Annotated in this window: 10 protein-coding genes; 7 read left to right on the top strand and 3 right to left on the bottom strand. The window is 63.5% G+C overall.

All coding sequences use genetic code 11. The features are described from left to right. Nucleotides 1-11 precede the first annotated feature (11 nt). Nucleotides 12-1430 (bottom strand): MmgE/PrpD family protein, encoded by a 1419-nt coding sequence (locus LQK81_RS25010; RefSeq protein WP_230809134.1) that lies wholly within the window; start codon nucleotides 1428-1430, stop codon nucleotides 12-14. A 357-nt stretch (nucleotides 1431-1787) separates the two neighbouring features. Between LQK81_RS25010 and LQK81_RS25005 the strand changes: the two genes are divergently transcribed. The 3 genes from LQK81_RS25005 (at nucleotide 1788) to LQK81_RS24995 (ending at nucleotide 4856) form a co-directional block, all read left to right on the top strand. Then, nucleotides 1788-2789: a Bug family tripartite tricarboxylate transporter substrate binding protein gene (locus tag LQK81_RS25005; protein WP_230809133.1), complete on the top strand. Its 1002-nt coding sequence runs from the start codon at nucleotides 1788-1790 to the stop codon at nucleotides 2787-2789. Nucleotides 2790-2854: 65 nt separating this feature from the next. Beyond that, on the top strand, nucleotides 2855-3322 hold the full coding sequence (locus tag LQK81_RS25000; RefSeq protein ID WP_230809132.1) for a tripartite tricarboxylate transporter TctB family protein: 468 nt from the start codon (nucleotides 2855-2857) through the stop codon (nucleotides 3320-3322). 10 nt (nucleotides 3323-3332) lie between these two features. Next, a complete protein-coding gene (locus tag LQK81_RS24995; protein ID WP_230809131.1) occupies nucleotides 3333-4856 on the top strand; it encodes a tripartite tricarboxylate transporter permease in 1524 nt (507 codons plus the stop codon). A gap of 62 nt (nucleotides 4857-4918) precedes the next feature. Here the strand turns inward: LQK81_RS24995 and LQK81_RS24990 are convergent, their stop codons facing one another. Further along, on the bottom strand, nucleotides 4919-6505 hold the full coding sequence (locus LQK81_RS24990; RefSeq protein WP_230809130.1) for a rhodanese-like domain-containing protein: 1587 nt from the start codon (nucleotides 6503-6505) through the stop codon (nucleotides 4919-4921). Beyond that, nucleotides 6502-7443, bottom strand: a complete 942-nt coding sequence (locus LQK81_RS24985) for an alpha/beta fold hydrolase (RefSeq protein WP_230809129.1) — start codon at nucleotides 7441-7443, stop codon at nucleotides 6502-6504. The genes LQK81_RS24990 and LQK81_RS24985 overlap by 4 nt, the downstream gene beginning before the upstream one ends. A 92-nt stretch (nucleotides 7444-7535) precedes the next feature. On the opposite strand from LQK81_RS24985, the gene LQK81_RS24980 reads away from it, so the two are divergent. From LQK81_RS24980 to LQK81_RS24965, 4 genes are all read left to right on the top strand, one after another. After that, a complete protein-coding gene (locus tag LQK81_RS24980; protein ID WP_230809128.1) occupies nucleotides 7536-8651 on the top strand; it encodes a mandelate racemase/muconate lactonizing enzyme family protein in 1116 nt (371 codons plus the stop codon). A gap of 163 nt (nucleotides 8652-8814) precedes the next feature. Beyond that, nucleotides 8815-9768, top strand: coding sequence for a tripartite tricarboxylate transporter substrate binding protein (locus LQK81_RS24975; RefSeq protein ID WP_230809127.1), 954 nt, complete (start codon nucleotides 8815-8817; stop codon nucleotides 9766-9768). A gap of 94 nt (nucleotides 9769-9862) precedes the next feature. Beyond that, nucleotides 9863-10354, top strand: a complete 492-nt coding sequence (locus tag LQK81_RS24970) for a tripartite tricarboxylate transporter TctB family protein (RefSeq protein ID WP_230809126.1) — start codon at nucleotides 9863-9865, stop codon at nucleotides 10352-10354. A gap of 20 nt (nucleotides 10355-10374) precedes the next feature. Next, the gene (locus tag LQK81_RS24965; RefSeq protein ID WP_230809125.1) at nucleotides 10375-11889 is read left to right on the top strand and encodes a tripartite tricarboxylate transporter permease; all 1515 of its coding nucleotides are present in this window, start codon (nucleotides 10375-10377) and stop codon (nucleotides 11887-11889) included. Nucleotides 11890-11891: the final 2 nt, after the last annotated feature.

Below are 11891 nucleotides of genomic sequence, written 5' to 3'. Positions count from 1 at the left end.
CGGGTGCGGCCTCAGTTGCTGACCAGCGCCATCAGCTTGCGGATGTCCGCAAGCTTCTCGAACTCGGCCACCATGCCGACCACCTCGCGGGCCCTGCCCATGTCCCACCGCGCGAATTCGGCGCATTCGAGGAACTTCGTCGCGACCTCGTCGTAGCTCATCGGGTTGGCCGGGCTGCCCTTGCCGAAATCCGCCATGCCGGAGATCGTCCGGCCGTCTTTCAGCTTGATGTCGATATAGGTGGTCATCAGGTGATAGCCGGCGGCCTCGGCGCGCTCGTCGACGACGAAGTCCACCTTGGCGATCATCGCCTTGACGTCGTCGCGTAGCACCACCTCGTCGGTGAATTCGTTGAGCCCGGCGCGGCCTTCCAGGAGAAGGATCGCCATGCAAAACTGCATGGAGAATTTCGCCTGCAACTCATTCTGCGGACGATGATGGATCAGCGCGTTCGGCATGTTGTGGTTCGTGCCGATGCGCACGTGCTCGACGTCGGACGCCTTGATGCCGTTTTCCTTGATGAGGCGAAGCATCTCGGTCATTCCCGGATGGGTGAGCGAGCCCGACGGATGCGGCTTGATGGAGATGCCGGGGCTGTCGAAGGTCCAGGGATTGCCGAGCTTGCCGCTGATCGCGTTTTCGTCATAGCCGCCGCCGGCGGCCGAGAAGAAGCCGCGGGGGGCTTCGAGGATCGTCGGCGCGGCCGTCCAGCCATAGGAGGCGAACTGCGCGGCGGCCACGCCGCTCTCCGAGGAGCGGCCGGCATGGAAGGGCTTTGTCATCGTGCCAAAGTTTTCGCGCAGACCGGCAGACTGGCTGCCGGCGATGGAAAGGGCGCGCAGCAACTGCTCGACGTTCAGCCCCATCAGGCGGCCGGCGGCGGCGGCCGACGCATAGGTGCCGCAGGTGGCAGTCGCGTGGAAACCGGTCTGGTAGTGGCGCGGATTGATCGCCTCGGCGATCTTGCATTCGACCTCGACGCCGATGTGGTAGGCCAGCATGACATCCGCGCCGCTGGCGCCCAGCGTCTCGCCCATGGCGAGCGCCGAGGGCAGGGCCGGCGCGGTCGGATGCGTCAGAAGGCCGTAGACCCGGTCCTTGGCGACCGCGAGCTGCGTGTCGTCATAATCGTCCGCGTGGATGCCGACACCGTTCGCAAAGGCCGCGAAACGCGGCGGGACCTTGCGATCCGTGCCGATGACGGTAGCCGTACCGTTGACCGCACCGATATCGTCGAGGTGATGGCGGACATATTCGCCTGATTTCGCGACGGAGCCGGACAGGGCGAGGCCGAGGCCGTCAAGGATCGACTTCTTGCCGTTTTCCACGACGACCGCCGGGAGGTCGCCCTGCCGTATGCCGTGAACGAATTCCGCCACTTCGCGGGTCAGGCCCGTGGCTTCGCTTGGAACTTTGGCGGCAGCGGTCATAGATCTATTTCCTCCCGACATGTGGCTTTGTTTCTTGTGCTCATGGCGCCGCGCCGCGTGACGCGCTGCCATCTCGCCAGCACAAAACGTTACTCGTTGTAGATTGTCAACAGATTTTGAAGAGACCAGAAGAAATGGAACTCGTTGGCATGAGAAGCCGTCCGGACTGTCAGCTAATCCGTAATATGTGATGCCAAATGCCGGCCATCCCGCCGGACTCTTCAGCTTTTCTTGCGCAGATTTGCATTATTGTTGACAGTTTACCAATTCACTCTTAGCTTTTCGCTCGGCTCGAGGAGAAGGACATGGTCCGGGCCGAAACGGGAGAGAGCAACGAAAAGCTCGGGAGGAGAACGCATGAAAACGCAACTTTCACGCCGTAACATACTGAAGATCGCCGGAGGTGGCGCCGCCATCGCCGCGCTCGGCATGCCATCGATCCTGCGCGCGCAGGGCGCCTATCCGGACCGGCCGATCAACATCGTGGTGCCTTTCGACACCGGCGGCTACAACGACCGCCTGGCACGGGCCTTCGCACCGTTCCTGCAAGAAAAGCTCGGTCAGCCGCTGACGATCGTCAACCGCGGTGGCGCGGGCGCGCTGCTCGGACACACCTTCTTCCTGCAGCAGCCGGACGACGGCTACACCATCCTCTGCACGTCTGCTGCGCCCTATCTGCCGCTCAATATTCTGACGCAGGATGCTTCCTTCAAGCTGGAAGACTTCTATATGGTCAACCTACCGTCGCAAGATTACACGCTGATGGCGACCAACGCCGGTTCCGACGTCAAGTCGGTCGACGACGCCATTGCCCGCCTCAAGGCCGATCCTGGCAGCCTTTCGGTCGGTCTCCAGCCGGCATCGGCCGACCTCGTGAATTTCAACATCTTGTGCGCAGCGAACCAGATCGACGCCAATGCCGTACGCGTCGTCACCTATGACGGCGGCGGCCCGGCCCGCAACGCGGTTGCCGGCGGTGTCGTCGACGTCGGCTTCGTTGGCGGCGAAGGCTTCCTGCCACTCAAGGAGCAGGTCCGTCCGCTGATGACCTTCGACACCCGCAAGCGCGACAATTGGGACGGCGCGATCGTGACCGACGTTCTCGGCTCCGATGCCGATTTCGTGGTCGGTTCTCAGCGGGGCTGGGGCCTGCACGGCTCGATGCAGACGTCGAACCCCGAAATATTCAAGACGCTTGTGAACGCCATCGCCGCCGCCTCGCAGAATCCGGCGGCGATCGAGGCGCTGAAGAACCAGCAACTCGCCACCGACTGGTACGGTCCTGAGGAGTCGAACAAGATGCTCGCCCGCACCGCGAAAGTGATGGAGCAGTATATCGATCTGCTGAAGGGTAACTAGTCGGCTGGCAACGTTTCGGGAGTGTCCGCCAACGCGGACACTCCCGAACCACGGAGATCGTATCCATGAGCACCAAATCAGGTCGCAAAATAGTATGGGGTCACCTCATCCTGCTGACCGTCATCGTCTGTGTCGTCACCGCCTATCTCCTGGACGCGCGTGGCGTGTCGCTGCGCACGAACAATCTGCTGCTGGTACAGCCGGCCGCGATCCTCGCGCTTGTGCTTGCCGCCCTTGTGCTGCCGGGCATCTTTCCGCGGGCCGATTCGACCGAAGAGGCCGAAATCAACAGCGAGACGCGGGCCGACCTCATTCGCGTCTTCATCCTGATCGCCGCCCTCGCAGGTCTTGCCTTCTCGCTGGAAGTGGTCGGTTTCGATATTGCGACCTTCATCTTCATGGTGGTTGGGCTAGCGGTCTGCGGCGAAAAGCGATGGTGGGTCAATCTGCTGTTCAGTGCGATCTTCACCGTGTTCCTCATATACGGATATGGAACCATCACGCCTTTCCCTTTCCCTCTGACATTTCTTTGAGCGAGGCATCGTGATCGAACTGAATTCTGTTTTCGGAGCCTTCGCACTGTTGTCGTCCGACATCAACGCCTGGCTCTATCTGCTTCCGGGGTTGGCGATCGGGCTGATTTTTGGTGCAATGCCGGGCATATCGATCACCATGGCCATGGCGTTCGCCCTGCCGGCGACGCTCTACATGGAGTTCCTGCCGGCCATCGTCTTCCTGACCGCAATCTATACCGGCGCCGGCTTCGGTGGATCGGTCCCGGCCGTGCTGATGGGCATTCCCGGCACGTCCTCGGCCGTCGCCACCACCTTTGACGGCTATCCGATGGCCCGCAAGGGGCTGCACAACGAGGCACTGGGCATTGCGCTTGCCTCCTCGGTCGTCGGCTGCCTTGCAAGCTATGTCATTCTCTTCATACTGATCGTGCCGATTTCGGGCGTCGTCCTGAAACTCGGGCCGCTCGAAATGTTTGCCGTGGCCGTCTGGGGCATGTTGCTGCTCGGCTCTCTTGCCGGCACGCATATGAGCCGCGGCCTTCTCGCCGGCACCTTCGGTGTCTTGCTCGGAACGGTCGGCATGAACACCGCCGGTTTCGTTCGGGGCACGATCGGCATTCCTTGGCTTCTCGATGGCGTGCCCCAGATCCCCGCGATGATGGGGCTGCTGGCGGCCAGCCAGTTGATCGGGCTCATCAATACGACCTACCTGATCGATGACGAAGGGTCGCGCAAGATCAGTTTCGCCAAAATTCTTGGCGGGGTGCGGCAGACCTTCAGCCACCCGACAATCATCTTCCGCGGATCGCTGATCGGCGTGATCATCGGGGCCATACCAGGCGTCGGCTCGTCGATTTCCAACCTGCTGTCCTATTCGGAGACGAAGCGCAACGCCGCCGATGGCGACACCTTCGGGCAGGGCAATCCGAAGGGCGTTATCGCGGCCGAGGCGGCGAATTCCTCCTCCGAGGGCGGCGCGATGGCAACGATGCTGGCGCTTGGCATTCCCGGCGGTGGTGCGACGGCGATCCTGCTTGCGGCCTTCGCGATGCACAATATCGTCGGCGGGCCAAGCTTCATCGCCCACAACAAGGACATCGTCTATGCAGTCATCTTCTCCAACTTCGCGCAGGCTATCCTGCTCTTCGTCGTAGGCCTCGGCTTCGTCTATGTGGCGGGTTATGTCGTCCGGGTCCCGCTGCGCTTCCTGATCCCGAGCGTCCTCGTCGTCTCGACTTACGGCGCCTATGCCATCGAGGGTAGTTCCGCCGGGCCGATCACGCTCTGGGTCTTCTCGGTGCTCGGCTGGGCGATGGTGCGCTACGGCTATCCGGTGGCGGCGGCCGTGGTCGGGTTGCTGCTCGGCAGCCTGCTGGAAGGCAATCTGCTCAGGACGAACCAGATCAGCGGCGGCGACTTCATCGGCTACGGCCTGGATCGACCCTGGGCGCTGGTGATCTTTGCACTGATGCTTGGTTCCATCCTGCTGCAGCTCATCTCCAAGCGGCGCCGGGCAAAGGAAGAAGCGCTTTCTGCGGTGCAGTCCAGCTAGCGTTTCCAGAAAACCGAACGAACAAGAACGGGCCGGCAGTTGCCGGCCCGTTGCGTTTCCGGTCAGGGACGGTCGAGCCGGTATTCCGCGCGCTCGACGTCATCAAGCTGGTCGATCAGCCCGGTTTCCCAGGCAAGGTAGCGCCGCGAGGACTCCAGGTTGCCGTCATGGCGGTCGTGGACGAAGAAAAGATGGTCGATGGCCTCCGCGTCCGACGGCGTGTCCGGAGTTGCGACGGTGCGCGCGCCGGCTTCGACCAGGGCCTTGTGGCCACCGTCCACCAGATGCACGGCGTGGGATCCCGTTTCGCGCAGGTCACCGGCCGCTAGTTCGGCAGCGAGCCGGTCATCGGCGATCAGCAGCGCCGCCCGACCACCGATGGCGCCGGCGACGGCATCGGCCTTCGGTCGCACGAGCCAGATTGCCCCATCGACATGGTTTTCGCGATAGGCGAGCGATCCGCGAAAGTCGACGAAGACCGCCTTGTCCTCGGCGACCCGCCAAAGGGCTTCATCGGGCTCGATCGACGGCAGGGCGGGTGGTGGCGCCGGTATCGCGGCCGTGTCTCTTTGCCGCTGTTGGCGCATGGCGTCGTCGATGATCGCCACATAGGGACGGTAGCCTAGCTGCCGCAGCCAGAAGGCGGCAAGCCCCGCGCGCAGGCCGAGGTCGTCGAGGAGAACGAGCCGCGCATGGCGCACCGCAACCCACTGGTCGGTCGCCTGCACGAGCTGGCCCGACAGGGCATGTACGGCGCCGGGGATCGGATCGGCTGCGGCCTCGGCGGTGGAGCGCACGTCAAGCAGATAGGTAGTCGTCGCGTCGTCGGCGAGGAAGCCGTCGATCCCGGCCGCATTGACCGTATCGAGGCTGAAGCGCTCTATCAGGGACTGAGCCGCGGCGCGCGTATGTTCGGCGTCGGCGAGCGAGAGCGTCGGTAAGTCCGCGGCCCTGTTGCCGCGCTCCAGCCTTCCACCGGCCAGTGCCCAGCCCTGCGTGCCGTTTTCCAGCGCGAGGACAGGCCCTCCATGGCCAGCAAGCTTGGCGCCGATGGCGCCGATGATACCGCGCGTGCGGCCGGCGCAGGTGATGACGACGGGCGTGTCTGCAGCGGCTGCGACGGGCAGGCGGTGCGCGAGTTCGCCGTTCGGCAGGCAGGCGGCGCCCGGTACCCGCATCTTGGCATATTCGTCGGCCGGGCGCGCATCGAAGAAGCGGAAGTCGCGTCCCTCGGCCTTCCAGTGGGCAAGCTGTTCGGGCGTGATCATCGACGGCTGCCAAATCTGCTCCGCCAGTTCGCCGAGCGTCTTCGACGGCACGTTGACGCCCTTGTAGACGGGAAATCCGGCCGCCGCCCAGGCCGGCATGCCGCCGGCGATGACGCTGACATCCGTGTAACCGAGGGCTTCGAGCCGCATCGCGGCGCGCTCTGCCAAGCCGTCTCCGGCGTCGAGAAGCATCACTCTCACCGTCCGTCGCGGCACAAGTCGGGGCGCGAGAAGTTCCAGCCGGGAATAGGGGTAGGGCGTTGCGAAAAGCGGATGCGCCTCGCCGAACTGCCCGGCCTCCCGGACGTCGAGCAGCGCAATTTCGCTTCTGTCGTGCAACCGCCGCCGCGCTTCCCCGACCGGGACGATCGGCGCCGTCATGGTGCGTCGCTCCAATGCGGCTTGCGGCCGGTGAAGAAATCCCAGAACAGCGGATAGACGATGTCCGGGCGATGCTCCGCCGGGTAGTGTCCGGTCGGAATGCCGAAGCCGCTGACATTGTCGGCCCATTCGCTCCAGGCCTCGACTGGCCTGAAATGGCGGCCGCAATGGCTGTTGGTGCCCCAGATCACCATGACCGGGCATCCGATCCGGCGCTTGCCGTGGTCGGCCGTGTCCATGGCGAGGTCGAGCGTTACCGTTGCGCGATAGTCCTCGCAGACGGCATGGATCTGTTCGGCCGTGGTGCAGCGGACATATTCGGCCATGGCTTCGGGCGTGAAGATCTCCAGCCCGACGCCCTTCTTGTTCAGCTTGTAGTGGATGTAATAGTCGAGGTCGGCGCAGATCAGTCGCTCGGGGAAGGGCGCCTTCTGCGCCATGAAGAACCAGTGATAGCTCTCCAGCCCCCAGCCGAGCGTGACGTTGGTCAGGACGTGATGCGTCGGCACGATGTCGAGGGCGGCCAGCCGTTCGACGCGCTCCGGCCGGTCGAGCGCCATGCGGAAGCCGACGCGCGCGCCGCGATCGTGGCCGGCAACCTGGAAGCGATCAAAGCCGAAATGATCCATCACTTCGAAATTGTCCTCGCCCATGGCGCGGAACGTATAGGCCGCATGGTCGTCGCCGCCGTCCGGCTTCGAGCTGTCGCCATAGCCGCGCAGATCCGGCGCGATGACCGTGAAGGTCTTGGCGAGCGCCGGCGCGATCTTGTGCCAGCTCACGAGCGTCAGCGGATTGCCGTGGATCAGGAGGAGCGGCGGGCCGCTGCCGGCGACGGCGACTTCGATCTCGGCGCCGAACGTCTTGACTGTCTCTCGGCGGAACCCCTCCATCAATGTGGCGTTTTGGGTGAGCGTCGGCATTTTAGCAGCATTCATTCGCGAAACCTCCCATTTTGTAGATTGTCTACAATAATGAAGTGCGCTAGACAATGCCCTCGATTGCTCCACGGCGCGGGGAGGGCGCTTTCATGATCATTCAGGACATCAGAGCCAGCCTGCACGGTTTCTCGATCGAAATTCCGCTGCTCCAGGGGCGCGTTCAAGGCTACGGCCGCGAGGAACAGACCCATTTCGTCTTCTGCCAGGTGGAGACCGACGAGGGCATCGTCGGCTACGGGCTGACGGGCCATTTCCTGTCGCGTGCCGTCATCGTCGCGCTCGAAAAGCACGTGCTTCCCTGCGTCAAGGGTATGGACGTACGCGATCTGGAGAAGATCCACCAGCGGGTCTGGCAGAAGCTCAACCCGCGCGCCATGAGCGGCACCATTTCCATGGCGCTCTCCTGCCTCGACATCGCGCTCTGGGACATCATCGGCAAGGCGGAAGGCCGCTCGATCGCCGCGATGCTCGGCGGCGCGCGCGACAAGGTGCCCTGCTACGTCACATTCGGTTTTCCGCAATATGACATTGACCTGCTCGGCGAGGCCGCGAAACTTCATGTTTCCAATGGTTTCCTGGCGTTGAAATCGGTCGTCGCGGTCGACAAGGGCGGCTGGCGTGAGGATGCGCGGCGGGTCAAGGCGATTCGCGACGCAGTCGGCGACGATATCGACCTGATGATTGACGCGAACTATCTCTTCAACCCGGTCGAGGCGAAATATCTCTGCCGGGAGATCGAGGACTGCGGCATCACCTGGTTCGAGGAACCGCTGACGCAGAACGATGCGCGGGCGCTCGCCGACCTCCGCCGCTCGACCAGGATACCCCTGGCCGCCGGCCAGATGGAAGGACATCGCTGGCGCATGCGGGAGTTCATCGAGCACCAGTCGCTCGACATTCTGCAGCCGAACGTCACCTATTGCGGTGGCTACACCGAGGCCCGCAAGATCGCGCATCTCGCCCAGATCTACAACATGCCGATCGCCAATGGCGGCGGCTGGCCGCTTTTCAACATGCATCTCCTGGCCGGCATGATGAACGGCTGGATCGTCGAATGGCACCTCGGAATGGTGGCCGTCGGCGAAACGCTCTTCACCGATGCGCCGAAGCCGAAGAACGGTTTCATCGAGATTCCCAACCGTCCGGGTCTCGGCCTGACGCTCGACCAGGACGCGTTCCGCGATACGCGCGTGGCTCTCGACTGAGGAGGGGATTGCCACGTTCGATCCCGTGATAAAATTGTTGACACTTGACAATATGGGGGCATAGGCTTGCCCCGACTGGACTGCCGGAAAGCGCCGAAAAGCCGAAAGACATGATCAAACGAGCCGAGCGGGGGGTTCGGCCACAATCTGGGAGGATTTACCAATGCACAAGCTGTATTTCGTCTCCGCCGCCGCTGCTGCTGTCCTGGCAGGCGGGCTTGCGGTCGCTCAGGCCCAGGAATACCCCGTCGATACGGTGACGCTCGTCACCCATTCCAGCCCCGGCGGCGGCAGCGACGTCTTCCTGCGCGAACTGTCGCGATACCTGTCGCCCTATCTCGGCGCCAACGTCATCGTGGAAAATATCAGCGGCGGTTCGGGCGCCAAGGCGATGGCGCAGCTTGCGCAGGCGCCTGCCGACGGCTCGATCTTCTACGCGACGACGCCGACCTTCATCTACACGTCGCTGCTCTCCGAACCGGAATACAAGTATACCGACCTCGAGCCGCTGGTGAACTTCTTCATCGACCCCGAGGTGATCTACACATCGGCGAAGAGCGAGTTCAAGACGCTGGAGGATGTCATCCAGTACGCCCGCGACGGCCGCGGCCAGTGGGGTGCGGCCAACCCGGCGTCGCTCGAGCGCCAGGCGCTGGAACAGCTGAAGGCGGCATCCGGGGTCAACGCGGCGGTGGTCACGCATGAAGGCGGTGGCGACATGATGATCAACGTGCTGAACGGCACGCTTCAGATCGGTGTCGGCGAAGTGCAGGAAATCCAGTCGCAGATCGAGGCCGGTGAGCTCCGGCTGCTCGCCACCTTCAGCGACCAGCGCCTCGACGCGTTCCCGGATCTCCCGACCGTCAAGGAATCCGGCTACGACGTGGTCGTGCGCAAGTTCCGTGGGCTGGCGGGGCCGAAGGGCTTGCCGGACGACGTGGTCGCCGCCTGGGAAGCGGCGACGCAGAAGGTGCTCGCCGACCCGAAATACAAGGAAGCCTATGAGGGCGCCAATCTCCGCGCCGAATTCATGCCCCATGTCGACTATGTCACGTTCATCGAGACCTTCGGCACGGAAACGGCGGACTTCCTGAAGAAGACCGGCGTTATCGAATAACAAAGGTCCTCCCCTGAGCACGGCGCGGCTTTCGGACCGTGCCGCGTTCGTTCTTCGCCCTTCTCCGAAGCCGCGTCTTCCATGTGAGGCTGTCATGCTAACCCGGGACTTCGTCGGCGGTGTCGCGTCCATCGCAATCGGTGCCGTCTATCTCTTCTTCGCCTATCAGTTGCGCACCAGTGCGCTCGACGACAGCATGGGTCCGGGCGGCCTGCCGCGCGTTTATGGCTGGCTGCTGATCGGCCTCGGCGCAATCCTGACGATCCAGGCGATTGTCTCGCGGCGCATGGCCGTGGCGGGCGCTACGACGGATGAAAAAGGCGAATGGGACGGGCAGGGGCGAAAGCTGCTTTTTGCTGCCGGCCTGCTCGCTATCGGCGTCGGCTACATCTTCCTTGTCGAGACGCTCGGCTATCTCATCTCCGTCGCCGTGCTGCTTCTTGTGACCGCGCTTTATCTCGGTGCCGGCAACAAGGGACGCGTGCTGTCGGTGGCGGTGCTCGGCGCAATCTTCCTCTGGGTGATGTTCGTCATCGTGCTGGGCGTGCGCATGCCGTCCGGTCTTCTCGCCAGCCTCAGCCTCTGACGGTTCCGGAGTTCTGATCCATGGAAACCCTCACCCACACCGCGGCCTTCCTCTTCGACTGGCACGTGATCCTCGCCGCCCTGATCGGCGTCACCTGGGGCATCATGGGCGGCGCGCTGCCTGGCATCTCGCCGTCGATCACGATGGCGCTGCTTCTTCCCTTCACCTACACGCTCGACCCGACGAGCGCGATCGTGCTGCTCGCCTCCACCTATATCGGCGCCGAATATGGCGGCTCGGTTCCGGCGATCCTGATCCGCACGCCCGGCACCAATGCAGCGGCGGCGACCGTCATCGACGGCTACGAGATGAACCGGCAGGGCAAGGCGGGGCTGGCGCTCGGCATTTCGCTCTATTCCGGCGTGATCGGCAGCCTCTTCGGGCTTGCCATGCTGATGACGCTCTCCGGCCCGCTGGCGAAGGTGGCGCTCGCCTTCACGCCCATGGCCTATTTTGCCCTCGGCATCCTCGGCCTCTCGGTCATCGCGACGCTGTCGGGCGAGAATCTCGTCAAGGGCCTGATCGCCGCCATCCTGGGCCTGATCATCGCCACCATCGGCAGCGATCCGGTCACCGGCGGCACCCGCTTCACCTTCGGCTCGGCGGAGCTTCTCGGCGGCATCGAACCGGTGATGATCATGGTCGGCCTCTTCGCCATGAGCGAGCTTCTGGTCCAGGCTTCCAAGCGGGAGCAGGACGAGCGCGTGACTTCGCGGCCGCGCATCCAGTTTCCCGACTGGCCGCTCGCCAAGAGGCTCATACCAGCGCAGATAATCGGCAACGGCATCGGCACTTTCGAAGGCGTCATGCCGGGCGCCGGCGGCACCATTGCCTCCTTTATGTCCTACAACGAGGCGCGCCGCTGGTCGCGTCATCCGGAGGAATTCGGCAAGGGTTCGCCGGAAGGTATTGCCGCCCCGGAAACCGCCAACAACACGGTCGCCGAAACCGCACTGGTGCCGCTGCTTTCCTTCGGCATTCCGGGCTCCAATTCGACGGCGATCCTGCTCGGCGGGTTTCTCATTCACGGCATCGTGCCGGGTCCGATGCTGTTCCAGAAGTCCGGCGAGGTGGTCTACGGGCTCTATGCCGGCCTCTTCACGGCGGCGATCGGCCAGCTTCTCATCGGCATGGCGATGCTTCCGGTCTGCATCTGGCTCGTCAACCGGCCGCGCCCCTATCTCAACGCCTTCATCTTCGCGCTGATCCTCTCCGGCATCTATTCGATCCACAACGAGGCCTTCGATCTCGGCATCATGATCGCCGCCGGCATGCTCGGGTTCTTCATGCGCATGCTGCGCTTCCCCTTCCTGCCGACAGTGCTTGGCCTCGTGCTTGGCTATCTGGTGGAGAGCAACTTTCGCCGCTCGCTGGTGCTCTCCGGCGACGACTGGATGATTTTCGTCGACGACCGGATTTCGCTCGGCCTGCTCATCCTCGCCTTCCTCTTCATCGGCGGATCGATCGCCAAGCGCATCTATGATCTCGTGCGCCACCGCCCGACCTCGACATTTTCCGAAAGTGCTGAAAGCTGATC

The sequence above is a fragment of the Rhizobium sp. GN54 genome (genome assembly GCF_021026345.1).
GTDB lineage: Bacteria > Pseudomonadota > Alphaproteobacteria > Rhizobiales > Rhizobiaceae > Mycoplana.
This window is presented reverse-complemented; position numbering and strand designations above follow the sequence as displayed.

Coding starts and splice junctions, on each gene's coding strand:
- LQK81_RS24980 (WP_230809128.1), top strand. CDS start 7,536: ATGATCATTCAGGACATCAGAGCCAGCCTGCACGGTTTCTCGATCGAA.
- LQK81_RS25005 (WP_230809133.1), top strand. CDS start 1,788: ATGAAAACGCAACTTTCACGCCGTAACATACTGAAGATCGCCGGAGGT.
- LQK81_RS24965 (WP_230809125.1), top strand. CDS start 10,375: ATGGAAACCCTCACCCACACCGCGGCCTTCCTCTTCGACTGGCACGTG.
- LQK81_RS24985 (WP_230809129.1), bottom strand. CDS start 7,443: ATGAATGCTGCTAAAATGCCGACGCTCACCCAAAACGCCACATTGATG.
- LQK81_RS25000 (WP_230809132.1), top strand. CDS start 2,855: ATGAGCACCAAATCAGGTCGCAAAATAGTATGGGGTCACCTCATCCTG.
- LQK81_RS24975 (WP_230809127.1), top strand. CDS start 8,815: ATGCACAAGCTGTATTTCGTCTCCGCCGCCGCTGCTGCTGTCCTGGCA.
- LQK81_RS24990 (WP_230809130.1), bottom strand. CDS start 6,505: ATGACGGCGCCGATCGTCCCGGTCGGGGAAGCGCGGCGGCGGTTGCAC.
- LQK81_RS25010 (WP_230809134.1), bottom strand. CDS start 1,430: ATGACCGCTGCCGCCAAAGTTCCAAGCGAAGCCACGGGCCTGACCCGC.
- LQK81_RS24970 (WP_230809126.1), top strand. CDS start 9,863: ATGCTAACCCGGGACTTCGTCGGCGGTGTCGCGTCCATCGCAATCGGT.